The 24,176-nt window shown below is 52.2% G+C and carries 25 protein-coding genes; 14 read left to right on the forward strand and 11 right to left on the reverse strand.

Annotated features, from left to right (window positions below):
- Positions 1 to 278, forward strand: a 278-nt coding sequence (locus tag ACR0IP_RS10895) for a GFA family protein (protein ID WP_480525495.1), incomplete at its 5' end; no start/stop codon positions are given.
- A 193-nt stretch (positions 279 to 471) separates the two neighbouring features.
- On the opposite strand, the gene ACR0IP_RS10900 is transcribed toward ACR0IP_RS10895, so the two are convergent.
- Complete coding sequence (locus tag ACR0IP_RS10900; RefSeq protein WP_480525497.1) at positions 472 to 2,349, reverse strand: adenylate/guanylate cyclase domain-containing protein; 1,878 nt, start codon at positions 2,347 to 2,349, stop codon at positions 472 to 474.
- Positions 2,350 to 2,720: 371 nt separating this feature from the next.
- Between ACR0IP_RS10900 and ACR0IP_RS10905 the strand changes: the two genes are divergently transcribed.
- Complete coding sequence (locus ACR0IP_RS10905; RefSeq protein WP_480525499.1) at positions 2,721 to 3,731, forward strand: carbohydrate kinase family protein; 1,011 nt, start codon at positions 2,721 to 2,723, stop codon at positions 3,729 to 3,731.
- Positions 3,732 to 3,979: 248 nt separating this feature from the next.
- Here the strand turns inward: ACR0IP_RS10905 and ACR0IP_RS10910 are convergent, their stop codons facing one another.
- From ACR0IP_RS10910 to ACR0IP_RS10920, 3 genes are read right to left on the reverse strand one after another with little or no spacing between them, the layout of a single operon-like run.
- Positions 3,980 to 5,005 carry a hypothetical protein gene (locus tag ACR0IP_RS10910; protein WP_170768559.1) on the reverse strand — a complete coding sequence of 342 codons (1,026 nt, stop codon included), beginning with the start codon at positions 5,003 to 5,005 and terminating at the stop codon, positions 3,980 to 3,982.
- A 51-nt stretch (positions 5,006 to 5,056) separates the two neighbouring features.
- Positions 5,057 to 5,353 carry a hypothetical protein gene (locus ACR0IP_RS10915; protein WP_170768558.1) on the reverse strand — a complete coding sequence of 99 codons (297 nt, stop codon included), beginning with the start codon at positions 5,351 to 5,353 and terminating at the stop codon, positions 5,057 to 5,059.
- Positions 5,354 to 5,380: 27 nt separating this feature from the next.
- Positions 5,381 to 7,084 (reverse strand): alpha/beta hydrolase, encoded by a 1,704-nt coding sequence (locus tag ACR0IP_RS10920; RefSeq protein WP_480525501.1) that lies wholly within the window; start codon positions 7,082 to 7,084, stop codon positions 5,381 to 5,383.
- Between the two features lie 12 nt (positions 7,085 to 7,096).
- Here ACR0IP_RS10920 and ACR0IP_RS10925 point away from each other — a divergent pair, with 12 nt between their 5' ends.
- Positions 7,097 to 7,366, forward strand: a complete 270-nt coding sequence (locus ACR0IP_RS10925) for a hypothetical protein (RefSeq protein ID WP_480525503.1) — start codon at positions 7,097 to 7,099, stop codon at positions 7,364 to 7,366.
- 350 nt (positions 7,367 to 7,716) lie between these two features.
- Here ACR0IP_RS10925 and ACR0IP_RS10930 read toward each other — a convergent pair whose 3' ends face one another.
- A complete protein-coding gene (locus ACR0IP_RS10930; protein ID WP_170690911.1) occupies positions 7,717 to 8,220 on the reverse strand; it encodes a cupin domain-containing protein in 504 nt (167 codons plus the stop codon).
- A 42-nt stretch (positions 8,221 to 8,262) separates the two neighbouring features.
- Between ACR0IP_RS10930 and ACR0IP_RS10935 the strand changes: the two genes are divergently transcribed.
- Entirely contained in the window at positions 8,263 to 8,844 is a 582-nt protein-coding gene (locus tag ACR0IP_RS10935) for a TetR/AcrR family transcriptional regulator (RefSeq protein ID WP_170690909.1), read from the forward strand.
- A 284-nt stretch (positions 8,845 to 9,128) separates the two neighbouring features.
- Here ACR0IP_RS10935 and ACR0IP_RS10940 read toward each other — a convergent pair whose 3' ends face one another.
- Positions 9,129 to 9,812: a GntR family transcriptional regulator gene (locus tag ACR0IP_RS10940; protein ID WP_170642894.1), complete on the reverse strand. Its 684-nt coding sequence runs from the start codon at positions 9,810 to 9,812 to the stop codon at positions 9,129 to 9,131.
- A gap of 304 nt (positions 9,813 to 10,116) precedes the next feature.
- Between ACR0IP_RS10940 and ACR0IP_RS10945 the strand changes: the two genes are divergently transcribed.
- The 8 genes from ACR0IP_RS10945 (at position 10,117) to ACR0IP_RS10980 (ending at position 16,381) form a co-directional block, all read left to right on the forward strand.
- Complete coding sequence (locus ACR0IP_RS10945) at positions 10,117 to 11,088, forward strand: TRAP transporter substrate-binding protein (RefSeq protein WP_170376061.1); 972 nt, start codon at positions 10,117 to 10,119, stop codon at positions 11,086 to 11,088.
- Positions 11,089 to 11,168: 80 nt separating this feature from the next.
- Positions 11,169 to 11,702 carry a TRAP transporter small permease gene (locus tag ACR0IP_RS10950; protein ID WP_170375922.1) on the forward strand — a complete coding sequence of 178 codons (534 nt, stop codon included), beginning with the start codon at positions 11,169 to 11,171 and terminating at the stop codon, positions 11,700 to 11,702.
- A gap of 2 nt (positions 11,703 to 11,704) precedes the next feature.
- Positions 11,705 to 12,991 (forward strand): TRAP transporter large permease, encoded by a 1,287-nt coding sequence (locus ACR0IP_RS10955; RefSeq protein WP_170375920.1) that lies wholly within the window; start codon positions 11,705 to 11,707, stop codon positions 12,989 to 12,991.
- A gap of 18 nt (positions 12,992 to 13,009) precedes the next feature.
- Entirely contained in the window at positions 13,010 to 13,444 is a 435-nt protein-coding gene (locus tag ACR0IP_RS10960) for a heme-binding protein (protein WP_170662655.1), read from the forward strand.
- 9 nt (positions 13,445 to 13,453) lie between these two features.
- Positions 13,454 to 14,335 carry an NAD(P)-dependent oxidoreductase gene (locus ACR0IP_RS10965; protein WP_170662653.1) on the forward strand — a complete coding sequence of 294 codons (882 nt, stop codon included), beginning with the start codon at positions 13,454 to 13,456 and terminating at the stop codon, positions 14,333 to 14,335.
- Positions 14,336 to 14,391: 56 nt separating this feature from the next.
- Entirely contained in the window at positions 14,392 to 15,135 is a 744-nt protein-coding gene (locus tag ACR0IP_RS10970; protein ID WP_480525507.1) for an SDR family NAD(P)-dependent oxidoreductase, read from the forward strand.
- A gap of 17 nt (positions 15,136 to 15,152) precedes the next feature.
- A complete protein-coding gene (locus ACR0IP_RS10975) occupies positions 15,153 to 15,464 on the forward strand; it encodes a cupin domain-containing protein (RefSeq protein ID WP_170662651.1) in 312 nt (103 codons plus the stop codon).
- A gap of 5 nt (positions 15,465 to 15,469) precedes the next feature.
- The gene (locus ACR0IP_RS10980; protein ID WP_480525510.1) at positions 15,470 to 16,381 is read left to right on the forward strand and encodes a sugar kinase; all 912 of its coding nucleotides are present in this window, start codon (positions 15,470 to 15,472) and stop codon (positions 16,379 to 16,381) included.
- A 123-nt stretch (positions 16,382 to 16,504) separates the two neighbouring features.
- Here ACR0IP_RS10980 and ACR0IP_RS10985 read toward each other — a convergent pair whose 3' ends face one another.
- The 3 genes from ACR0IP_RS10985 to ACR0IP_RS10995 all read right to left on the reverse strand — a co-directional run bounded on the left by ACR0IP_RS10985 (position 16,505) and on the right by ACR0IP_RS10995 (position 17,713).
- Positions 16,505 to 16,870, reverse strand: a complete 366-nt coding sequence (locus tag ACR0IP_RS10985; protein ID WP_480525512.1) for an N-acetyltransferase family protein — start codon at positions 16,868 to 16,870, stop codon at positions 16,505 to 16,507.
- A 401-nt stretch (positions 16,871 to 17,271) separates the two neighbouring features.
- The gene (locus ACR0IP_RS10990) at positions 17,272 to 17,499 is read right to left on the reverse strand and encodes a DUF1127 domain-containing protein (RefSeq protein WP_480525513.1); all 228 of its coding nucleotides are present in this window, start codon (positions 17,497 to 17,499) and stop codon (positions 17,272 to 17,274) included.
- Positions 17,489 to 17,713 carry a DUF1127 domain-containing protein gene (locus ACR0IP_RS10995; RefSeq protein ID WP_170375908.1) on the reverse strand — a complete coding sequence of 75 codons (225 nt, stop codon included), beginning with the start codon at positions 17,711 to 17,713 and terminating at the stop codon, positions 17,489 to 17,491. Before ACR0IP_RS10995 ends, ACR0IP_RS10990 begins: the two co-directional genes overlap by 11 nt.
- A gap of 131 nt (positions 17,714 to 17,844) precedes the next feature.
- Here ACR0IP_RS10995 and ACR0IP_RS11000 point away from each other — a divergent pair, with 131 nt between their 5' ends.
- Positions 17,845 to 18,756, forward strand: coding sequence for a LysR family transcriptional regulator (locus ACR0IP_RS11000; protein ID WP_480525514.1), 912 nt, complete (start codon positions 17,845 to 17,847; stop codon positions 18,754 to 18,756).
- Positions 18,757 to 19,024: 268 nt separating this feature from the next.
- Here ACR0IP_RS11000 and yghX read toward each other — a convergent pair whose 3' ends face one another.
- Both yghX and ACR0IP_RS11010 read right to left on the reverse strand, forming a co-directional pair.
- A complete protein-coding gene (gene yghX / locus ACR0IP_RS11005; protein ID WP_480525515.1) occupies positions 19,025 to 19,912 on the reverse strand; it encodes a YghX family hydrolase in 888 nt (295 codons plus the stop codon).
- 90 nt (positions 19,913 to 20,002) lie between these two features.
- Complete coding sequence (locus ACR0IP_RS11010; protein ID WP_480525517.1) at positions 20,003 to 21,166, reverse strand: pyridoxal-phosphate-dependent aminotransferase family protein; 1,164 nt, start codon at positions 21,164 to 21,166, stop codon at positions 20,003 to 20,005.
- Positions 21,167 to 21,298: 132 nt separating this feature from the next.
- Between ACR0IP_RS11010 and ACR0IP_RS11015 the strand changes: the two genes are divergently transcribed.
- Positions 21,299 to 24,175, forward strand: a complete 2,877-nt coding sequence (locus ACR0IP_RS11015; RefSeq protein ID WP_480525518.1) for an FAD-binding and (Fe-S)-binding domain-containing protein — start codon at positions 21,299 to 21,301, stop codon at positions 24,173 to 24,175.
- Position 24,176 lies beyond the last annotated feature (1 nt).

The following is a 24,176-nucleotide window of genomic DNA, read 5'->3' on the forward strand; positions in this document are numbered from 1 at the left end:
CCACTCCGAGCGGGAAAGGTCAGATTATTACGCGCTGTAGGGATTGCGGCGTCGGCGTTTTTAGCAGCTACATGATCCGCCTTGGAAAGCTTAGGTACGTGCGCGTCGGAACACTGGACAACCCGGATCAATGTCCTCCGGATGCACAGATTTTCACGAGCAGCAGACAGGCCTGGGTGCGACTCAGCGAGGAAATTCCTATCTTCGAGGAATTTTACAGCTTCGATGATGTGTGGCCGCAGAATTCGTTGGAACGTTTGGAGACTGCTCTATCCTGACGGATCAGTCTTTGAAGCTGAATGGCGGCGTTTGTCCGCAAATAGGCGTTTGCAAAGCCCGACGAGCAAGGCCCGTTTTGGGCTGAAAACACTACAAAGCCACAGCCGCAAATCGCAGGATTAAAGTTTGTCGCGATAGTTGTGGGTGTCTGAGTCTGGTAGCGACATCCGCAAAGCAAACTCGAAAAATCGTTCATTCTTTGGTATCAGGCACACCCAATTTTTGCAGATCCTCTACCCACCGATTGAGATACGCCTCACTCTCGAATGGCGCATTCATCGCCTCTTGGATAGTGAATTCGGGATTGGCCGCTAGAAACTCATCGATAATAGTCTGCGCATCACTGGGAAGACCAAGGCGTAAAAGAATTGGCGCGTAGGTGCGTTTCAAGCCGTCGGGTATTTCGTTCATTTGTTCAACGGAAGCCTTTGCATCTTCATACTCCTCGGTGAAGTACTGAGCCCAACCCAGATTCCAAAGATACCAGTCTTGGTGATGTGGGTTCAGCCGGATCGCCAGTTTCATGCGCTCAACGGCTTCAGGCGCCTTGCCGCCATAGACGAGAGGGTCGATGGAATCTGCCAGAACGGATGCCGAATTTGGATTCAGAGCAATTGCTTTGTCGTAAAGCGAAGCAGCCCGCTCAAGGTTACCGCTTTGAGTGGTTGCATTGGCTAAGACCCAATGACCTTTGAAATTGAAGGGTTCCAGTTCAATGGCTTTCCGCGCCATCTCAAACGCGCGCTCCAGTGATTCCTCGCGCGTTAAAGAGTTCGTCCACCCCCAACGATACCCGTTAATATGTGCCCAAGCGTTTTCGACATACGCCCCGGCATAGTTCGGATCGAGAGCAATGGCTTTTGCGCTAAGCTCTTCCGCCCTGATGTTTCCTTCTTTTGTGAAGGTAAACCACTCCTCCTGCGCGCGTTTGCGCAATTCGTATGCGCCAAGACTATCAGTAGGCTGATGCTTGAGGCGGCTGTACTCCGCCAGATCGATATTAGTGGAGAGAAGCGAAGCTATCGTTCGCGTTATCTCATCCTGTACTGAAAATATGTCCTGTAGGTCTCGGTCATAGCTGTCTGCCCAGATATTTTGGCCCGTCGTCGCATCAATGAGTTGAGACGTCACGCGCAAACGCTCACCGGCAATTTGAACGCTCCCCTCAACAATGTAGCGAACACCCAATTCTTCTGACACTTTCTGTATATCTGCCGGAGTGTCCTTATATGAAAATGTCGAATTTCGGGCGACTACGAAGAAGTCTGAAAAACGGGACAAGGCGGTCAAGATGTTCTCACTCAGTCCGTCGCTGAGGTAATCTTGGCTCGGGTCGTTGTTGAGGTTGTCGAACGCCATGACCGCGATGGAGGGTTTGCCAGACAGGGCGGCGGCTTGTTCATCCGTGTCCGGAGATTGCACCACGGACCAAGGTTGAAGCCATGCCGCGACTACTAACGCCAGGACAATTGCGGTGCAACTAACCGTGATCAGGCGATTTTTCGAAGGCTTGTTCGTAAGTGGCACGATAGGAGAAACGATGGCTTTTGCCTTTTCATCCATTGTAAGGCTGTAGACGTGAACGGGTTCGGAGATATTCTTGACCTCTCGCATCCCCAAATCTTCGATGGTGAGATCGAGCTTGGTATGAACCTGTTCGAAAACGCTAGCCGACATGTAAATGCCATCCGGGACAGCCAGGCTTTCAATGCGTGCGGCGACATTTACACCATCGCCGTGAATGTCATCCTGATCGACGACAATGTCGCCAACATTGAGACCGATCCGGTATCGCACCTGCGAATCTTGCGGCAGGTCCGCATTAGCGACGCCTACATAGTGTTGCATGTCCAACGCGCACCGAACGGCCTCAACTGCACTTGCAAACTCAAGAAGCAAACCGTCGCCCATCAATTTGACGATGCGCCCATGTCGTGAAGCGACAATTGGTTCAAAAAACTGCTCGCGATGGGCTTTGACCCTTGCAAGCGTGCCGGCCTCGTCATTTCGAATAAGACGGCTATAGCCAACCACATCGGCGGCAAGTATCGCTGCTAGACGTCTTTCCAAAGACTGAACTCCCACAGTGGGCACCACGCTAAACGCAAAATTGCTTCTAGGCCAGATGCGCTAACCGAACACACATTTCCAAAAAGAGCGATTGTTAAGTCTAGATAAGGCATCAGCCTTGAAGCTGTGCCTGACTGCGAAGTGCAGTAGCTCATAAAATGTCCGCTTGGGGCTGCGACCCGCCAACCATGCAAACCGCAGAGAACGGCAATACTGAGCCCATAGTGCTCAATGCCGCTGCGTTATCAAACACCCCATGATACATGCTTGAGAGCTACTGGAAAGCCCACCGGTGCTGTGGCTTTAGAGTGCGAGGCTTAAAGAGGTCTGATACTCTAAAGGCAGCATCATTTTCTATGTGGGAACATATCGTGCTCGATCCGATTCAGCCGAAAAAAGAGAGACAAGGCATTGCATGTGCGGGGAATTGGATACTTGATACAGTTCACTCAATTTCGCATTGGCCTGAAAAGTCAGGTCTAGCACTCATAAAAAACCAGCATGTCGACCTTGGTGGCGGACCCGCCAATGTAGCCTTGGGCCTGAAAGCCATGGGCGTGTCTTACCCAGTAATTCCAATTGGTCTGATAGGCGCAGGCGCTTTGGGCGACGAAGTCTTGCGTGTATGCGCAGAAGCGGGGTTGCCTTTAGACGGCCTACTGCGAACAACGCGTGCAACAACATCCCAGACCCATGTGATGAACGTGCAAGGTGACAGCCGCACCTTCTTTCACCACCGAGGTGCTAACAGTTTATTTGATGCGGCGTCGGTTAATATTGATGAGCTATCGGACGCCGGGATTAAGTTATTGTATCTTGGCTATTTAACGTTACTAGACAAACTGGATGAGGTCCTGCCAGAGGGCAAAACTAGAGCCGCATTGCTGTTGTCAGCTGCCCGCGCCAAAGGCATGAGCACTTGCGTTGACCTCGCATCGTTCAGGTCCGACACCTACGCGGATATTGTGTCAAAGACGCTTGCCGAAATCGATTTTCTGTTTGCGAATGAGCTCGAAGCCGAGGCGGCAACAGGCATTAATCTCACGCAAAAGTCTGATCCCAACGAAATGATGAAAGCAGCTCGCTTTCTAAAATCCGGTGGGGTCAATCGAGCGGTCATTATTCATAGCCCAACGCAAATCGTATGTTGTGAAACCGAGGTTGAAATTGCCTTCGCGCCGGACCCGATACCTGCTGAAGACATCATCAGCCCAGTGGGAGCGGGTGATGCTTTCTGCTCCGGCGTTGTTCATGGTCTCCATGAAGATTGGCCCATTGAGAGTTGTCTTAAATTTGGTGAGAAAGCTGCCGCCGCCTGCTTGTCTGGGCATACCGCCACCGATGGACTCAAAACAATCTCAGTTCCGTCGAAACCTCCATAGAAAAGTCGCTCAAACCAAAGGCGGCTATGTCCGCATCTCAGAGGGTGCAAAGCTCATAGTGAAGGTCCGCTTTGGGCTGCCTCCAGCCAATTATGCGAGAGGTAGCGAAGGTCGACTACGAGCCCAAACCGGCAGATTTCTGCACCTATTTCGACTGTCCGCTTCCGGACTGCCGCCCAGGATAAAGAAACAGACTATCTCGATAATGCGGATAACGGCATCAAAGTTGGCCTGACAAAGTGGCAACGCTATTGGAGTGCTTTAGTCAATGCAGAGACCAGCGCGTTCGGATCTTCCTCCATGCGGGGGAGAAGTACTGTTCTCACGACGTCGTTCAATGCCCTATCCGCTCGGGCAGCGGCTGGGTCATCGTGATCGACGAAGACTTCGAATGCTTCAGTGGCGGCTAAGACTGCGCCCGGCACATGCGCCACGCCCTGTAGCAATGCGCTAATGCCCAAATGTTCCACTTGGTTGCTATTAGTAGGGGGGCCGACGAACGCGGGATTGAACCCGTCAACTCCCCAAACCTGGCTCGCGGTTAGGCCTTCGCCCGTTGCATATTGATGGATGTGCGGCACACTAAAGTGGCCGATGTAGCCGTGGCTCCACAGGGGGCGGTGCGTTAAGGGATTGTACCTGCTTGTGCCTGATAACAGAGCTTGCCAGATCAACAGAGTGGCCTGTCCCTCTGTCTTGGCATGGCGTTCACGCTCTGCTCGCGCACTCTCTGGCAGCGTTTCGACATAGTTACGGGAAAGCGGCAGCAGCGCCAATGCGCCTTCCAATGCATTGGGCTTGCGCTCGAGAAAAGCCGCGTAAGCATCAGATAGAAGTGCGACGTGAATTGCTCCGGCATCTGATGCCATTGCTTCGGTGAGTGTGTATACAGTCCAGCCCGCCTCACGAAGCGCTGGCGTGCTCACATCCCAAAGCGTCGGCGGCAAGGCTTGACCGCGATCCGCGCTGACTGCCGACAATTCTCCTATGGCATCGGCATACGCGCTCAGTGTAGCTGCGTCGACCTTGTCGGCTTCCAGCCGAGCAAGGTGGTCATCGACGCCGAGATCGCTTAGCTGACCGGTCGGGTGAAGGCCGACTGCCAGAAGGCGTTGCTCCAACTCTGATGCGTTCAGGAGCGCCGGTTCAGGCGGTACTGCCTCAGCCAAGTCTCTGAGTGTTTCAATCCGTAAAAGAGGGCGAGATACAAGCCAAGTTATGCCCGCCGCTATAAGAAGCGCAGCCGCTAGCCAGAAAAACGCTGACCGCTTCATGAAGTCTCCGACCCGCGCCACGTTTTTGCAAAAGACGGCACGGGTCTTGTCCTATTCCTGCGCCAGATAATCTTCAAAACCCTTCACCGCGCCGTCAATGATCGTACAGTTGCCTGCCGCGCGTATTGTTGGGTCGTCCCAATACACATTCCAGAAAACGACGATACTTTGATCGTTCAAAATGCCCGGAAATACGGAAATCGCGGCGTTTGGCAGGTCAGCATATTCGGGTACATCCCACAAATAGTCGTGGCACAGTTGAAGCGCGTCAGTCGTTTGACGGTCAAATGCATGGGCAGACGATGCAAAGCCAATCGCCAAAATCGTTGCTGTGATCAGGGCCTTCATTGGACTCTCCATTTGCCTAAGCGGTCTTCAATTCTCGACGCTATGCAAGCTGCCGTCCGGCATCAAATACGGTAGCCTTAGATCCGAGACGCATGTGCTATCGATGCCTGCCCCGGGGTTTTCCAGAAACGCTTCACCAATATCGCGGGCGCATTGGCTGAAAACAAGGGCCCCGTGCCCTGTTTCCGGGAACAGGAACGACTGACTGTTGTGCAAAGTGTCTGCCGCTAGTCCACCCCAGGAAGATGCGGTCTGTATGTCAATCTCACCAGACAGGACCAGTACCGCGATGTCGGAAAGCACGGGTTCAAGGTAGTTGTCTCGAGGTGCCGGTGTGAACTCGCTGCAATCTGCAAATAGGCTCGGAATTTCAGCTAGAGCCGCTGTCATCAATGGACCGTATCCCAACTCTGCTACTAAAGCGCCAAACCCCGCCGCCGAGTTGAAACCGTCTACAAAATCTTCCTGGCAAGCGTAGAGCAAGAGCTCGAATTCACCCTCCATAATGGTTTGCAAAGCTGCGTTATCTGTTGCGATCAAGTTGAAAACGCGCTCGACATCTTCGGGGCTGAGCAAAGCGACCAATGAGGCCAACCGTCCTGCTGTCGCTTCATTGAAATGGGCGCGGACTAGGTCCAGCAACGCTCCAGCACGCGGCGTTTCAAACCGTAGGTTTAGATAGTCTTGCGCAAACGCCAAACGATCCGCCCGATCAGGCAACCCGGCCAGAGCATCTTCAAGAGCATCGTCAAAGAACTCTCCCAAGGAGGCCGGTTCTAGATCTCGGTCGCGATCCGCTTCAAGTTGCTCCAAAGCCGAGGACGCAGTGTCGGAAGCAATTTCCATTTGCGACATGGCGTTGATTGCAGCTTGCGCCAGAGCCTTTTCATCGGCGCTCAGGTCCAACGTACCCGCCAACAACGTTTCTGCGGAGGGCTGGGGTGGAAGGTCACCGTTGATGATTTGTGTGATGAGGTCGACCGTTCCGTCCTCAAGCTCTCTGACCAGTGCGGGCGCGTAAGTGGTGAAGCCCCGGATCGTTGGGTCGGACCAATCGTTTCTGCCGGAAAAAATGCTGAAAAGCATTTGCCCGGATATCTCAATCCCCGCAGCCTCCAATGGACGTGCCTCTAAGTCTTCAAGGAGGTTAAAATACCGCTGCGTTATATCGGGATACGCCTCCGCACAGATAGGATCCGCTTCACACGGTGCGAACGTATTAAAAATGGCCTCGGTGTGTGGGACGAACAGAGTGTCGTAAAGCGCGATTTGGGGTGGAGCGACGCTGTCTAAAACGACTGCACGCACACCCTCTGGCGCAGAGCGCATGACTTCTAGCGCGAGCTTGGTGCCATATGAAACGCCATAAATATTGTACTCAGCGTAGCCAAGAGCCGACATTACAGCTCGCACATCTAAAGCATTTTGGGTCGTGTTGAACTGCGGAAGATCGAAGCCTCGTTCGGTCAATTCCGAAATGCAGTCGCGAACAAGTGCCGTCTCCAGCTGAGGTAGGTCAGCCCCGCCCAACTGATCGACGATTGGCTCCAGGTTTTTTGCCAGAGTCCCGAAGCAATCCATATCCGGGGCGCTTGCATCGACGCCGCGTTGATCGAACGCCACGACGTCCCTTCGCCCCCGCAAATGGTCAAAAAACAGACTGAGCGAGCGCACAGATTCAACAGAACCGCCGCCCGGTCCCCCGTGAAGATAGACAACCGGGTCTGCCACGGGTGCCAGCGAATGAGCCTTGAAAACGATGAAGCTCAGGTCCAGGGTCCTGCTTTGAGCATCTCTGTGGTCCTCAGGTACTGCCACGATACCGCAGATTACAGTTTCTCCGTCAATCTCATCGGGGACGACGGGGCGCGTGCACGGAGTGATTTCGACCGGATAGCGCGTATCTGCTCCACCCGCGAATTGAGCTTCAAAAGCCGTCGGATCAGAAGGCTCTCCAAGCAAAGCAGACAGGACGGCAAATATTTGTTCGGGATTCATGGTCACACCGCATGAGGCTGTTGATTTTTCTATAACCTTAGATTAGTGGACTGCATTTGCGAACCGATTGAAAGTTGTCCTTCCGTCGCTTCAAATCCAAACACTACGGATTGAGAGGTTGTGTCAGAGCATCTTTGCAAAGGGCTCCACCCTGTAGAATCCGGAAATCGAAAACTAAACAACCAACGACAGCTTTGTCCGCACAGCGGTCATTGATGCACTACGCCGCCAACGACTGCTTCGAGCCCATTGCGGACGTTGCCAGTGCGGTTCCGAGTGTTTGGTTTGGCACATTTTTCTAACTCTTTACAGAAACGTTAATTCGCGGGCTCCCGTTTCGAAGATGAAGTTCAGGCAGGCTCACTTTATGGCGCCAAAATTGTCATACCAGTCTTTTCGGCTACAGCCATGATGGCCGGAATGTCGGGTGGCCCATCGGGAGCAGGAATGTCTGTGGTGCCGTCTGGCATTGCTTCACCCGCTTCGGTAAAAAATTTATCGTGCATTTCTCCTGGAGCATTGATGCACAATAGGCGACCTGGGCTTTGCCCAATACATGTGAACGCGTGCACGGCGCCGTCCGGGACTTTCACGAAATCACCGATGCTTACATTTTTTGTTTTGCCGTTCAGGAAAAATTCAAACTCACCTTCTAAGACATAGAAGCTTTCATCTTCACCTGCATGATGGTTGGGTGGCGCGCCAGCACCTGGGGCGGTCTTGATCTCAACGATGGTGCAGCGATTTCCGGTTTCAGCAGGAAACGCGTGGAACGTCAGAAGATTACCGAGAAGGTGGTACGTGCGTGGGCGAGACTCTGTCATTTCAACGGCTCCCTTTACTTCGATAAATGTGCCTATATGATACATAAATCTCCTCATGAGACAAGTGTATCATTAAGGACTCGCGATTTGGCTCCTCGAACCAATCAAAAAAACAGAACAAGAGAGGCATTGCTGACGGCGGCACGTGAGCTCATGTCCGAAGGAGAAAACGTGACCCTTGCTAAAGTCGCAGAGCGAGCGAGAATTGGCCGCGCGACGGTATATCGGTACTTCTCCGACCCCGGTGTTTTGGCCTTGGACGCGACCCTCGACGTAGAGGTGACTCCAACTTCTGGACTGCTGGAAGGACTTGAGGACGTACGAAGCCGTGTGCACGCTGTGGCGCGCTATTATCTGGATTTCTCGCGCGAACATGAGGCGTACTTCCGTCAGTTTTTGGCTGAGTCTCTAAAGGCATCACTTCAGGACAGTACTGTCAAAATGCGCGGCGCCAGAAGGGTTACAGCATTTGGCGAGGCCCTTGCACCCGTTCGTGGCTCTATGAAACAGAGCGATTACGATGACCTGACTCTTCGTTTAGCCATGACAACAGGCATGGAACAGTTTGTAGTATTGGAAGACATACTGCGAGTAAACCAGCAGAAAGGGTACCGGTTGCAAGAGGGCCTGGTGGATGCTCTGCTTGATCAATATCTGCCGAAAGTGTGAAACGTACCAGCAAAGCTATCTTGGCTAAACGGACGCTTTTTTCGCAGAGCAGACGTTCTTGCTGGGTGTAGCGAACGTCTATTGTTCGGGAAAGCCCCAATTCGCTGCCGAGCACCATCACGTTTGTAGAACGTGAGAAAACCGCAGAAACGAAACCGGGCATTGCACATTCGATGATCCCTAACAAGCAAAAAAACTTTAAGATAAATGAGCAGCCGGCAGGCACGATAGGCACATTTTCGGTACTGAATATTGAACCAAATTAGCGGTATGAGTTTCCAAATTCATTCAAAATACTCGGGATGGCGTTCGTGAATAAACGCGATAGTGTCGTCGAGGCGGGATAAGTGTTTTCTGACTGCGTTTTGCGCTTTTGACAGATCCCGCGAGGCAAGCCCATTTGCGATCTCATAGTGGTCTTCCAAAATGGAATTCGCCTCGCGATCTTTCTCAAGACCAAGCATACAGAGACGATCTACTTTTTGTTTGCATTCCAGCATAACTTCGAACGCTAACGGGTTGCCGCCAAGGACGTAGATTAGTTTGTGAAAATCGTAATCGAGCGCGTGAAAGGCAGATAGATCCCCTTGCGTCAGAGCATTCTCCTGAAGGGCTAAGTTTTCGCTTAGCTTCGCATCCCGATCTGAATCCCAAGTCTCAACCGCCATGTAAACTATTTCAAGTTCGACGGCCCTTCGCACCAAACGAGCAAGCTCTAGGCGATCCATTGAAAAGCCACGCACCTCGGTTGCTTTTTGAGGTCGGATAAGTAGCAAATCCTCATTTCCAAGCCTGGTGAAGGCGTTGCGAACAGGTTGGCGAGATACGCCGAATCGACGTGCGACTTCCGTCTCGGACAATTTTGTGCCGGGAAGAATTTCGAGCGAAACGATCTGATCGTGCAGTGTTTCGTAGACGGCATCAGTGGTCGTTCGGGTTCTAATTCCGTCCACGATTTTTTCTTTCATCCTCTGATTCATAATCCTGTCGCCACAGTCTGAGAGGTGGTTAAGGAACTGTTTTATATATTAAAAAGCCATAGTTCGTACGTATTTTGGAAAGGCTTTTTCGGTTAATATCAAAGAGCCTGTAACCATTGAAGTCAAGGCCGTCACATGTTTCAAACGAGTTGTTGACACAACTTGGATACTAGTGTCCTTATTAGTTCAGCAGTGATTCCGGCTCTGGGAGGAAGCAGGAAGTTTTGTGACTTTCATCCTCCAGACGACACATTTTGGCCTGTTGCTGCTCAGAAAAAACGGGAGGAGACCCATGACTTCTACGAAATCGCTTTTTGCAGCAGTAACCGTTGCACTGATCGCCTCTTCAGCATCGGCTGAAAGCTGGCGCGCTTGGAACATTCACAATGACGGCCACCCCAATACGGCGGCGATGGACAAATTTGCTGAGCTTGTTGACACAGCCACAGATGGTGAAGTCACGGTAGATGTTTTCCACGGCGGCGTTCTTGGCTCGCAACCCGATGCGCTGGAGCAAGTGCGTATTGGAGCCATCGAGGTTGGCAACTTCAACCTTGGCCCGATTGGTCCGATGGTCAAAGAGGCAAACCTTGTATCGCTTCCGTTCATCTTCAAAAGTGTGCCGCACATGTTCCGCGTGATGGAAGGTGAAGCTGGTGCGGTCGTTGCCGAAGCGATGGGTGAGGCAGGAGTTCTTCCCCTTGCATATTTTGATGCTGGAGCCCGGTCATTCTACAGCCAGAAACCAATCAACTCTCCAGCCGATGTGGAAGGTCTGAAGATCCGAGTTATGAACAACGATCTCTACACTTCGATGATTTCGGCTATGGGTGGAAATCCGTCTCCAATGGCTTTTTCGGAAGTACAACAGGCACTGAAAACAGGCGTTGTTGATGGGGCGGAGAACAACTTCCCGTCGTTCAAAAACGTCGGCCATTACGAAGTGACGTCGCACTATTCGCTGTCTGAGCATTTGATCATCCCCGAGTGCATCTGTGTGAATACAGCCAAGTTCAACGCGCTTAGCCCCGAACTACAAGAAGCTGTACGTAGTGCGGCACAAGAAGCGGCTCTGTATCAGCGCGAACTGTGGGCTGTTGGATCTGAGCAAGCGCGCTCTGACGTTGAAGCGGCTGGCATCACAGTCAACGAAATCGCAGACAAGGGTCCCTTCCAGTCCGCGATGGACGTAGTCTATGCCGACTACCTAGCTGCCAACCCAGATATGAAAGCGTTGGTCGAGATGGCTCAGGCCACTGAGTGATTTGCCAAAGCGAATACAGTTAAGCGCGTCCGGTTTCCTTCAAAGAAGCCGGACTCGTAAAACCAAAAAAAGGGGGCGGCATGCAAGTTTCAGGCAAGACATCAGAGTTTCTACGGAGGATGGATTTCTTCCTCGACCTGCTCGCCCGCCTTTGTACCGTGTTGGCCGGCGTCGCCATCGTGACTATGACCGCCATCTTCGCGTGGCTGGTCTTTGGCCGGTACGTCCTCAATGACACGCCCACTTGGGTTGAACAGGTATCGCTTTTACTTGTCATGGTTATTGCCTTCCTCGGCGCAGCAGCCGGAGTGCACAACCATACCCACCTCTCTGTTGTTCTTTTTCGGGGCATGGTGCCCCCGAAAGTACGAACAGTCTTTGTCTGCATCACAGATATGCTGCTGGCCGGATTTGGCGCGATGATGTTCTGGTATGGGCTTGAATTGACCGAATTCAAATGGGGCACGTTGATCCCGCTTATTCAATGGCCCGAGGGCCTGAGATCCCTGCCTATGACAATCAGCGGAGCATTGGTCCTTCTGTTTTCCATCGGTCATCTGATCCGCCTGTTTCTGGGCGAGGATGCGCGTCAAGACAGTATAGATCAGGGTTAATCATGGGACTTGCAGTTCTTCTTGGGGTCTTTGCCCTTTCCGTCATCATCGGCACTCCGGTCGCTTACGCACTCGGGATTTCTGCCTTGGCTGCGTTTTGGTATGAAGGTTTGCCGTTGTTCGTCGGCTTTCAACGAATAGTGGCGGGAATCAACGTTTTTTCGCTAATGGCGATCCCGTTTTTCATTTTCGCTGGCGAGCTGATGTTCCACGGCGGGATAGCCGTTAGATTGGTCAGGTTCGCGCAAGCTGCTGTGGGTGCCGTGCGCGGCGGGCTTGGCATTGTAAACGTGTTTTCCTCTATGCTTTTTGGCGGGATTTCAGGTTCGGCGATCGCGGACATCTCCGCGCTGGGCTCAATTCTCATCCCCGTTATGAAAGACAAGGGATACGATGCTGACTATGCGGTGAATGTGACGGTGACGTCTTCTATCGCTGGGATCATCATTCCACCCAGTCACAATATGATCATCTTTGCTCTTGCAACGGGCGGTGTGGTGTCAATTTCCAAGCTGTTCTTGGCGGGCGTGGTCCCCGGCATCCTGATGTGCTGTTGCCTGGCAATTGCCGCATATGTGGTCGCAGTAAAGCGCGGCTATCAGGCTGAACGGTTTCCAGGATGGACGGCGCTGGCGTACGCGTTTATCGGCTCCATCCCCGGCTTGCTGACTGCCGTCATTATCGTCGGAGGTGTCCTATCAGGCATCTTTACTGTAACAGAGTCCGGTGCATTCGGGGCTATGTATGCCTTTGTTGTCACGCTGATCGTCTACCGCAGCCTGTCATGGGATGCCTTTAAGACTGCTGTAATTTCGTCCGTGCGTACAACGTCGATGGTCATGATCCTGATCGCCTGCGCCGGGGCCTTCGCCTACATGCTAACCTACAACCGCGTACCAACCAAAACGGTCGAGTTCCTTTTGGGGATAACCGAGAACCCGATCCTGATTTTGCTGATGATCAATGCCGTTCTTTTGCTGCTTGGCATGATTATGGATATGGCAGCCTTGATCCTCATCTGCACGCCGATCTTTTTACCGGTGATGAATATGCTGGGGATCGATCCGCTGCAATTTGGCATGATCCTTCTAGTGAACCTTGGTCTGGGGCTTTGCACGCCTCCGGTCGGGACCTGCTTGTTTGTAGGCTGTGCGGTTGGCCAGTTGCCGATGGAAAAAGCCATCAGAACGATCTGGCCTTTCTACCTTGCGATCTTCGCAGCGCTGATGCTGATCACCTTCGTTCCTGCCATCTCGCTCACACTTCCCACTCTCCTAATCGGCCCATAAAGCCCAAAGGACGCCGTTATGCTGAATATCAAACGATTGGACATTGAAGAGGCGCGACGGCTGATCGCGGTCGCTAGGCTAAAAGCCGAAGATATCGGGGTGCCTATGTGCATCGCTGTTACCGATGAGAGCGGTATCCTCATCGCATTTGAGCGAATGGATGGCGCCAAGATTACCAGCGTCAATCTGGCGATCGACAAGGCTTATACCGCATGCGGCATCAAGAAGAGCACGCAAGCCTTGGGTGAAGTCAGTCAACCGGGAATGCCAGCGCATGGCATCGCCTCGGCCTTAGGCGGACGTATGGTGACCGTTGCCGGCGGTCTTCCTGTGCTTTCTGGTTCTGATGTCGTCGGCGGCATTGGCGTTAGTTCAGGCTCGCCTGCGCAAGATCATGACGTCGCCCAAGCCGGGGCCGATGTCTTTTCCAAAATGAAAAACCTAAACGCTTAGGAGGCGCATATGTCGAATCCAAAAATCGGTTTTATTGGCCTAGGCCAAATGGGCAGCAAGATGGTTGAATGCCTCCAAAAAAATGGTTTTGATCTTATGGTTATGGGCCGCAACAAAGCGGCGGTTGCCCAAACCGTTGCGCGCGGCGCGGTCGAGGTGAGCACCCCTAAGGAACTCGCCGAGGCCAGTGATATCGTCATGCTCTGCGTGACAACATCTGACGTGGTCGAAAGCCTGATCTACGGCGAGAATGGTATTCTCGCCGGGATCAAAGAAGGCGCGGTGGTCATAGATTTCGGAACGTCCATTCCAGCGTCAACAAAGAAAATTGGCGCGGAACTTGCGAAAAAAGGGGCGGGGATGCTCGACGCACCGTTGGGGCGTTCACCTATGCACGCCAAGGACGGTTTGCTGAACATCATGGCAGCGGGCGATATCGAAACGTTTGAAAAGGTCAAACCTGTGCTCGACGTGCAGGGCGAGAACGTGTTCCATCTTGGCACACTCGGCGCGGGCCATACGACAAAGCTGATCAACAACTTCATGGGTATGACAACAGCGTGTACCATGAGCCAGGCATTTGCAGTTGCAAAACAAGCGGGCATCGATGGCCAGCAGCTTTTTGAGATCATGTCTGCGGGCCCGTCCAATTCTCCATTTATGCAATTTTGCAAGAATTACGCCGTCGATGGCGTAAGTGATCTTGGGTTTTCGATCAGCAATGCCAACAAGGACATCGCCTACTTCGTTCAGATGATTACTGACATTGGAACGCGCTCCGAAATCGCTGAAGGCACTTCCGCAAATCTTCAAACGGCGCTTGATGCAGGGATGGGCGAAGGCAATGTACCCGAAATCTACGACATGTTCGTCAAACGCGGTGCAGCTTAGGCGACCCACAATGGCACACGACAACTTTCAAAGCTGAGCAAAGATGAGGGATGCCCATGAAACTCGCTGGAAAATCGGCAATTGTAACTGGAGCCGGCCGCGATATCGGTGCAGCAGTCGCTCTCAAGCTTGCCTCCGAGGGCGCAAACGTCGCAATAAACTATTTTGCCAGCAGCGCAGGCGCTGAGGAAGTTGTGGCCAAAATCAAAGCAAATGGCGGGACCGCAATCGCGCTTCAAGGAGACCTAACGCAGAAAAGCGACGTTGACGCATTGGTGGCGCGATCTCTCGCGGAATTCGGCAGTATTGACGTTTTGGTCAATAACGCGGGCGGTTTGGTTGCCCGCAAAACAGTTGCAGAGTCCTCACTTGAACATTGGAAGTATGTGATGGACTTGAATCTGACCAGCAACTTCATGATGACGAACGCCTGTTTGGCTCATATGAAAAGCGGTGCGATTGTCAACTTGGCAAGCCAAGCTGCTCGCGATGGCGGCGGCCCCGGCTCAGTTCCCTATGCGACCTCAAAGGGCGCGATCATGACGCTGACGCGGGGTTTGGCCAAAGAGCTGGGCCCGGATATCAGGGTCAATGGGCTGTGCCCTGGGATGATTGATACCGATTTTCATAACATCCACACACCGGACGCAGGACGTCGCGGCTTTGAAGCCGCTGCGCCAATGAAACGTCAGGGCACCATTGAGGATGTCGCAACCCTTGTCCTATTCCTAGCCTGCGACGACAGTGCTTTCATTACAGGAGCTAATGTCGATCTGAATGGTGGAATGCTTTTCTCATAGTGTAGCGGAGGTACACCTTGCCTGAATTTCCAGTTGTCTCGACAGGAGAGAATGTCACACGGCAAGTTCTCTCTGATCATCCCAATCTCATGGTTGTTGCCTTTCGGTTCAGCAAAGCAGGTGCGATAGGCGCGTTGCACAGCCATCCGCATGTCCAGTCAACATATGTCGAAAGTGGCCGGTTCCGGTTCACTTTAGGCGAAAGTGATCAAGAGTTCGGGCCAGGAGACAGTTTTGTCATTCCTTCAGATCAAACCCACGGATGTGTTTGCCTGGAACCAGGAAAGCTCGTAGATAGCTTCACTCCGCGGCGTGACGATTTTTTGTAGAACCCATGCGTATCTTAGCAATCGGCGAGTGCATGGCGGAACTTGCTCCCCTAGGCGGTCCAGGGGAGTTCAAGATCGGGTACGCTGGTGATACGTTCAACACGGCTTGGTATTTAGCGAATATATCACCAAATACAGAGGTCGCTTATTTCACGACAGTTGGTGACGACAAACTGTCTCGCGAAATGCGAGCCTTTATTGACAGAACAGGCATCGATACCTCTCACATTTGCGAAATTTCGGATGGAACTGTGGGTCTCTATATGATCCACCTTTCCAACGGCGAACGCAGTTTTTCCTATTGGCGCAACAGCTCTGCAGCCAAACGGCTTGCTGACGACCCAGATGCGCTTGACCGTGCTATCGAAAAAGCGGATTTGATCTATTACTCAGGAATTACGCTGGGAATTCTTGGTCCTCAATCGCGTGAAAATCTACTTGGTGCTCTCCAAAGGGGTCGCGATGTAGGGAAAACCGTGGCTTTCGATACGAACATCAGACCCAAACTTTGGTCGAGTACCGAAGAAATGAAGCGTTCAATCATGCGCGCTGCTGAGCTCTCGGATATCGTGTTGCCGTCTTTTGACGATGAAAGCGCGTGGTTTAATGACGACTGTCCGACCGCGACTCTTGAACGATATGCAAGACTTGGTGTGGAGCGGGTCGTCGTAAAGAACGGCGAGCATTCTGTGGTTTATAAAGATGGGAATATTAGAGGGGAGGTGCCTACTAAGCCGGAAACTTCCGCTATTGATACAACAGCCGCTGGTGACAGCTTCAACGCTGGCGTTTTGCTCAGCGTATTGGAGAAAAGTGATTTCCGCGCGGGAATATCGTTGGGCTGCCAATTGGCCAGCTACGTGATCCAAGCCAAAGGAGCGCTAGTTCCTGTCGATGCACTGCGTGTTACAGCTTGAGGCGGTAAATCCCGACTTGTGTTTAAGGTGGAATATGCGCGTCGCACGGCCACTATCTGAAGAAAGGTAACTCTAACACTGAAACAATAAAGGCACTAGAAAAGGTCATTCGCTTAAGCCCAATCAAACGACCGCAATACGCAGTGTGCCATTGGTCGTCATAGTAAAAAGCAGATGTGAGTGTGCCCTAGCTTCAGCGATAATCTCAATGGCAATTGACGCGGGTGTCGGCCAGTTGAGGTGCAAGATTGCTTCAACAATATCCGCGTAGGCTACAAACTGCGCGTTATGTTTCGCCGCAAGATAGCGCATGTGGCGGTTTTCCTTCAGGCACATCATTTGGATAGTCCGGACGCCTCTGTTCTGCGCCATCGCGTACATCTGTTGAACCAAAGCGTCGCCAATCCCAAGGCCTCGGCACTCGGCTTCGACAGAGAATGCAGCCTCTGGCTTTGATGGCCATGAATGAAAGAGGCCGCGCAGTTCCACAAGGCCCCTCAATTGTCCTCAGACAAACGCCCCACAAGCGATACTGTCATGCCGAAGGATGTTCTGTGCGTAGCTCAAGACGTAATTGGCGTCGACGACTCCACAAACCGTGCTCGCCGCGTTTCGATATCTAACTACAGAAAATGATTGCAGATGTTACTTTGATCGCCAGAACGGAGACGACGAACGATCGGGTCTTGTAGTGCTCTCATGACTTTCAGTTTTCGCGTTTCCTGTTTGGCAGGTTGGTATGGGCCAGCATTTTCGGGAGGAGGTGAAAATGCTGGCCCTTTGCGATGGCGCTCCCCGTTGGCTTTTTCGCCGCCGCTTATGCTGGCTTACTCTGGGAGGAGCGAGGACCAGCAAACTTGTGTAATCTTCTGACCTGAAGGCCCACTTCTCTATTCGTCAACCATTAGTTTTTCGGCATATTCCGGGATCTCAGATCGCGAAATTCCGATCTGAGCGAGTTGGTAGTCACTCATATTCGAAAGCGCAGAGAGCATCCGGGCCATTTTCAGTGCTTTCAAAGCAGCTTTAGTCGTGGATCTGATCCACACCAAGAATGCGATTGATTGGGCGATCGCGTGATCGCGATACGTAGCAGGGGCTTGGGTGTTAACAGCCATAGGCGGCCTCCAACGCAAGATTTTTGATGCTGCTTCTCGAGATACCCAAATCTATTAAGTCACGGTCAGATAACACCGAGAGTTCATAGTAAGTTTCGCGATAAACCCTGCGTTTGGCCTGTGCCTTGCGTATCGTGTCCAGCTTTTGATGAAAGAACGTGCGGCCAGCTTCGAAAACGACATCCAGCGCGCTGTTTGATCGTGTAATTGCCATGATATTGCCTCGTCCATTGCTGCAATGCGGTATTTATGCTGCAATGCAGAGATAAGGGTATTTGGTAGCGCTCACAACTCGCCATTTTGGCAAAGGCCCCATGCCATATTGGAATAGCAAAAGGTCATGACATGGACATTTCTGCGCAAATGCTAATCTTTGCGACGGTTGTCGAGCAGGGCAGTATTTCTGCGGCTGCAAGATCAATGGGCCAGACCCCATCAGCAGTAAGTAAGCAGATCGGGTTACTTGAAGATCAGGTGCACTACCGCCTTCTGAATCGTACCAGAACGGGTGTCTCTCCAACGCGGGAAGGCCAAGATTTCTATGAAAAATGCAAAGCGATGGCTGACAAATTCAATGAAGCCAAAGCGATGATCCACAGCTTTGACGGTGTCCCACGCGGAGAACTCAGGATCGCATCCACTGTTGCATTCGGTAAGTCCCAACTGATTCCTGCTCTGCCAGAGTTCATGAAAGAGAACCCTCAGGTTCAAATGTCTTTGGATTTGACCGACCGAGAAATTGATCTTCGGAGTGAAGGCTTCGATGCGGCGATCTGCTTTGCGGAACAACGCAAGAATCCAGATATGGTCATCAGGCGCGTTATGCAGAGTCGAAGGGTACTATGTGCCTCACCTGAATACCTTGCGCGTTGTGGAACACCGTCGAATTTTGCCGAATTGGCTGAGCACAATTGCTTGAGAGTTGCTGGGAGAAGCCAACGGAACGCTTGGAACAGCATCGAACCGAACGCAGGCGAAAAATTTGAAGCAACGGGCAGCTTTGAGGGGAACAGCACCGATGTTGTCTTTAGAGCCGCTCTGGCTGGTATCGGGATCGCACGGCTGCCCTGCTATATGGCAAACAGGAAGTTTCTCTCCGGCGAACTTGTCCATGTCATGCCGGAGTATGCACCTCCCAGCACGGATATCGTCGTAATGTTTGCCGAAAGGCGGAATCTGGCACCAAAAACGCGCGCGTTTGTGGATTATCTCGCGCGGCGGTTTCGGGATACCGAAGAGAACCAATGGAACGGCTAACCACGCACAAAAGTGATAATACTTTTGACCCGCAGATGAGCTGAACACTTAACGATGGATCGCTTCACCTAAAACCGTTGCGACAGTATCCTTCCATCGTTTCGACACGTTAAAAAAGTTAATAGTAGGCATAGCGGGCCAAGACCTTGTCGCAGAATCTTTAACTGCGAAGTTCAAGTTACCTTAGCTTCTAAGGTCTTGGCCAAGATGGGCCGAGGATTTCAACGAAAAGATATCAACGCATGACTGGCTTGGTAGCTTGTACCAATTATTTCAGATAGGTGTTGAACCAATCAATTGTGCGGTCCCAGGCTAGGTTTGCCATTTCCTCATCATAGCGTGGCGTACTGTCGTTATGAAAACCGTGGTTGGCGTTTTCGTATATATATGCCTCGTATACTTTGTCGTTGGCCTGAAGAGCAGCCTCAAAATCCGGCCACCCTGCGTTGATGCGCTCATCAAGCTCGCCCATTTGAATAAGTAGCGGCGCCTGAATTTTAGCCACATCCTCAGCTGCCGGCTGGCGACCATAGAACGGCACGCCTGCTCCCAATTCCGGGTAGGCCACAGCAATTGCGCTGACTACGCCGCCACCGTAGCAGAAACCCACTGCGCCGACCTTTCCGGTACTGTCATCTCGGTTCAATAGGTATTCAAATCCATTGAAGAAATCGTTCATCAACTCGACCCGGTCCACTGTCTTTTGCAGTTCGCGCCCATCTGCGTCGTTGCCGGGGTATCCACCCACCGATGTCAGGCCGTCTGGAGCCAGAGCCATAAACCCGGCTTTAGCCAATCTGCGCGCGACATCTTCGATGTACGGGTTAAGGCCGCGGTTTTCGTGGATTACCAGTACCGCGGGCAAGGGTTCTTCAACGCCTGCGGGCCGGACCAGATAGCCCCGCACGTCACCGGTTCCATTTGGTGAGGGATAGGTGATGTAGTCTGCATGGATATCGGGATCGTTAAATGACACCTGCTGTGCTAGGGCATAGTTCGGACTAAGCATGTTCAGCAACGCGACCGCTGATAAACCGCCAACTGCAAATTTGCTGGCGCGGTCCAGAAATTGGCGTTTTGTGATTTTGCCGTGCGCATAAAAGTCATACAGATCAAGAAGTTCCTGGTCGAAGTCTTTTGCCGTCATACGGGTCATGGTGAAGCTCCTAAAGAGTTTTGTGATCCGGAGGGTTGGTAATTTCCCGTCAATGGGACTCGGTCGCGCTATTGGAGACTCAGCTTGGATTTACGCGGCCTTGAGATGCTCCAACGCAGCCTGCGTGCCACCTGCTGTATGCGGCACGCCGCTCTTGGCGAGACCCATTTCTACGCCTGATAGTGTGGCCATCAACATCAGGTCGTTGAAATCGCCCAAGTGACCTATGCGGAAAACCTTGTCGGCTACTTTGGACAGGCCATTTCCAAGTGAGATATCATAGTGCTCCAGCGTAGTTGCGCGAAATACATCAGCAGAATGTCCTTCAGGTACTTTAACAGCGGTCAGTACGCCCGACTCCTGGCCTTGGCGAGCACACATTACCTCAAGTCCCCATGCTTGCACCGCAGCCCGCGTCGCGGCACCATGGCGGGAATGCCGTGCGAACACGTTCTCCAGCCCCTCTTCGTGCAACATATCGATGGCCTCATTTAGTCCATAAAGGAGATTGGTGCCGGGCGTATAAGGGAAGAACCCTTTCTGGTTGGGTTCGATCATATCATGCCAATCCCAATAACTTCGTGGCATACTCACGGATTTTGAATGTTCCAGTGCACGGTCGCTTACAGCGTTAAAGCTCAGACCAGGCGGTAGCATCAGTCCTTTTTGCGAACCAGAGACACAGACATCAACGCCCCAGTCGTCGAACCTAAAATCGATCGACCCTAGGCCAGAAATGGAGTCAACAATTAGGAGCGCAGGGTGCTTTGCCGCATCTATTGCTCTGCGTACTTCCTCGATCGACGAGACTGACCCAGTAGAAGTTTCATTGTGGACGACGCATACCGCCTTGATCTCGTGCTGACTATCTTCGCGCAGGCGGTCTTCGATCTGACTTGGATCCGCACCGCCACGCCAATCTCCTTCAATCAGTTCTGGCTGCAATCCCAGTTTTCCTGCCAAGTTGCACCACATGAAGGCGAAGTGTCCTGTTTCGAACATGAGAACTTTTTCGCCTGGCGAAATACTGTTCACAAGTGCTGCTTCCCATGCACCGGTGCCGGATGAGGGGTAAATAAAGACGTTCTGCTTTGTCTTGAAAATGGTTTTTATCCCACTTAGGGCCTTGTTCCCTACTTCAGCAAAATCGGGCCCACGGTGATCAATGGTCTGTGTACTGATGGCCTTCAGGATGCGCTCTGGCACAGCACTTGGCCCTGGAATCTGTAAAAAGTGCCTGCCCGCCTGACGCATTTGAAATGATCCTTATGCTGGTGCCAAAAGAGTGGTGCTATTAACCATTGCAAAAGTTAATTATGAATTCATTATTCAGTCAATGGGTAAGTAGAGCCTCAATGGGCTTACTGGGAAGGGAAGGCGAACCTGATGGTAAAGAATGGATCGTTGTACCGCCGACTGTTGTCTGATGTGCGGGGAGAGGTGATGTCAGATCCGGCGTCGCTTGCGCGGTACTCGACCGATGCCTCAATCTATCAGATGATACCTGACGCTGTTGTGATCCCCCGATCCACAGAAGATGTAAAAGCCGTGATGTCTGTCGCTCGGGACGAGGGATTTTCGGTCCTTCCTCGCGGTGGCGGCACGTCGCAATGTGGGCAAACGGTCAATCAGGGTATTGTGCTGGACAACACAAAATACTTGAATCGTATTCTAGACATAGACGTTGAGAAACGTATTGCGCGCGTTCAGCCAGGTGTTGTGTTGGATCAATTGAACGAAGCGTTGAAGAAGCATGGCCTTTGGTTTCCAGTGGACCCCTCAACAGCGTCTCGTTGCACTCTTGGGGGGATGGCAGCAAACAATTCTTCAGGCGGAAAGTCTCTGCGGTACGGGATCATGCGAGATAACGTCCATGCAATAAACGCAATTCTGGTCGACGGAAGCGAAGCGCGGTTCAGCGCTGAAACGCCCGCATCTAGCGATTATGCGGATCTTGTTGGCGACATGCGCGCACTTGGACGTCGTGAGGCGTCTGAGATTGACGCCCGTTTTCCCAAGGTCCAGCGCCGTGTGGGCGGGTACAATATCGACGCGCTCGTCGGTAGCGACATCAACATGTCCCATTTGTTGGTGGGGTCAGAAGGCACGCTGGCTTACTTCACTGAATTGGAATTGAACTTGGCGCAGTTACCGGGTGAGAAAGTTACCGGCGTGTGCCATTTCTCGACATTTCGTGCTGCAATGGAGGCCACCCAACACATCGTGACGCTCAACCCTCAGGCGGTAGAATTGATCGACGAGACAATGATCGCGTTGGGGCGCGATATCCCATTGTTTCGCGACACTATAGAGGCCTTTGTCAAAGGCAATCCCGAAGCCCTGCTACTAGTAGAATTCGCCGAGGGCAACGCTGAGGACAATGCCGCAAAACTGGTTAAGCTTTCCCAACTAATCGGAGATCTCGGCTTGTCTTTTACCGGAACGAAAAGCCGGTGGGGTGGAGTTGTTTCAATTACAGACACCAAGCTGCAGAATTCAATCGCCGAGTACCGGAAATCCGGCTTGAATGTCATGATGTCGATGAAGGAGGCAGGCAAGCCGATATCCTTCGTTGAAGATTGCGCTGTTCCGTTGTCCGACCTCGCCGATTACACCGCGGGCCTAAACGAAATATTCGACCGGCATGGCACCAAGGGAACATGGTACGCGCACGCCTCCGTAGGGTGCCTACATGTTCGTCCTGTCCTGAATATGCGGCAGGACAAAGACGTCAGCACAATGCGGGCGATTGCAAAAGAAACATTTGATCTGGTTAAGCGATACAAGGGTTCTCATTCAGGTGAACACGGTGACGGGATCGTGCGTTCTGAATTTCATGAAAAAATGTTTGGTCAGCGTATTATTTCCGCCTTTGAAGAGGTTAAGAACCGGTTTGACCCAATCGGGATGCTCAATCCTGGAAAGATTGTGAATGCGCCCTCAATGGATGATCGCCGTCTATTCCGCTACAGCCAAAACTATTCAGTCCCGGATTTCGAAACAGCGCTGGATTGGTCAGCTTGGCCGGGTACCGGAGGAGGATTTCAGGGTGCCGTTGAGATGTGCAATAACAACGGTGCGTGCCGCAAGCTCAAGGGCGGAGTTATGTGCCCTTCCTTCCGTGCCACCCGAAACGAGCTTGATTCCACACGTGGGCGTGCAAACACTTTGCGTTTCGTGATCAGCGGGCAGTTGCCGGGCGGTTTAGAATCCGATGCAATGTTGGACGCGATGAAGTACTGCGTATCCTGTAAGGCGTGCGCTCGGGAGTGCCCGACTGGCGTCGACATGGCGAAAATGAAGATCGAAGTACTGTCAGCGAAACGTAAAAAAGATGGGCTAACATTGGCAGATAAATTAATAGCTTACCTGCCCAGATATGCACCAAAAGCTGCAAAAGTCGCGTGGCTTATGAATATTCGAAACAAAATTGGACCCTTGCGTAAGCTATTGGAAAGCCCGACAGGTATTGCCGCGCGACGTGATCTTCCAGAATGGTCTTCCGTTCCGTTCCGAGATGACGAGGCCCAAGATAGTGATCCGCAGGTTCTTCTGTTTGCAGATGTATTCAACCGTTGTTTCGAGCCTGACAATCTGCGCGCCGCGGTCCGAGTCCTGCGTGCGCTAGGGCTGCGTGTCGCCGTAGCACGGGATAACCGCACTAAAAGAGTGTTGGATTGCGGGCGTACCTTGTTGGCTGTGGGTTGTATGGAAGAAGCGCGACACGAGGCTCAGCGCGTGATTGACGCGACACGAGATATGGTTGCCAAAGGCATACCTGTAGTCGGACTTGAACCTTCCTCTATCCTCACTTTCCGGGACGAGTATTTGGCTCTTTGCCCGGGACCGCAAACGGAGATGTTGGCGAAGGCCACACATACAATTGAGGAATTTCTGGTCGAACAGCCGAGCTTGCCTTTGAAACCGATAGATCGACCGATCTACGTCCATGGACATTGTCATCAGAAGGCACATGACGTCGTCACGCCTATGCTCAATCTCCTGAAGCGTATTCCTGAGGCGCAGGTTAACATGATCGAAAGCAGTTGTTGTGGTATGGCTGGCGCGTTTGGATATGCCCCGGAAACTGTCGATGTCTCGATCGAGATGGCAAAGCTAGACCTATTTCCAGCTTTGGACGCGGCACCCGTAAATGCAATTGTTGTGGCAGATGGGACATCATGCCGGCACCAAATCACTGAGGGTACTCGACGGCAGCCCATGCATGTCGCTCGCTTGTTGGAAATGGTACTTGATGATTAGG

The sequence above is a fragment of the Ruegeria sp. AL11 genome (assembly GCF_056540865.1).